1 protein-coding gene is annotated in these 253 nt (G+C 43.1%); it reads right to left on the bottom strand.

Features of this window, described 5'->3' with window-relative positions:
* Positions 1 to 253: type 2 periplasmic-binding domain-containing protein (locus AAEY75_RS16235; protein WP_352260181.1), on the bottom strand; the 253-nt coding region annotated here is incomplete at both ends.

Genomic DNA, 253 nt, shown 5'->3' with positions numbered 1-253 from the left:
ACCAAAATACCATCCAAGCGTCCGTCAGATAGGGCGTCATAGACTTCTGGTCCCCAATGCATTTTTACCGGTTCAGCGCCTGCACTTTTAAGAAAATCAAGGTGCCAGAAACTTGCAGAACGCCATTTTTGCTGTTTGATTTGCTGTAAATTAGGCAAAGATTTGGTGCCAAAAAAGCCTGCTGGAAAGCCTGTTGATAAAAAGATAGGGCGAATATTATTGTCGTTTAATTCCTGGTTGAACTCGGGAATGG

Source organism: Psychrobacter sp. TB55-MNA-CIBAN-0194 (genome assembly GCF_040309505.1).
Classification (GTDB): domain Bacteria; phylum Pseudomonadota; class Gammaproteobacteria; order Pseudomonadales; family Moraxellaceae; genus Psychrobacter; species Psychrobacter fozii.
This window is presented reverse-complemented; position numbering and strand designations above follow the sequence as displayed.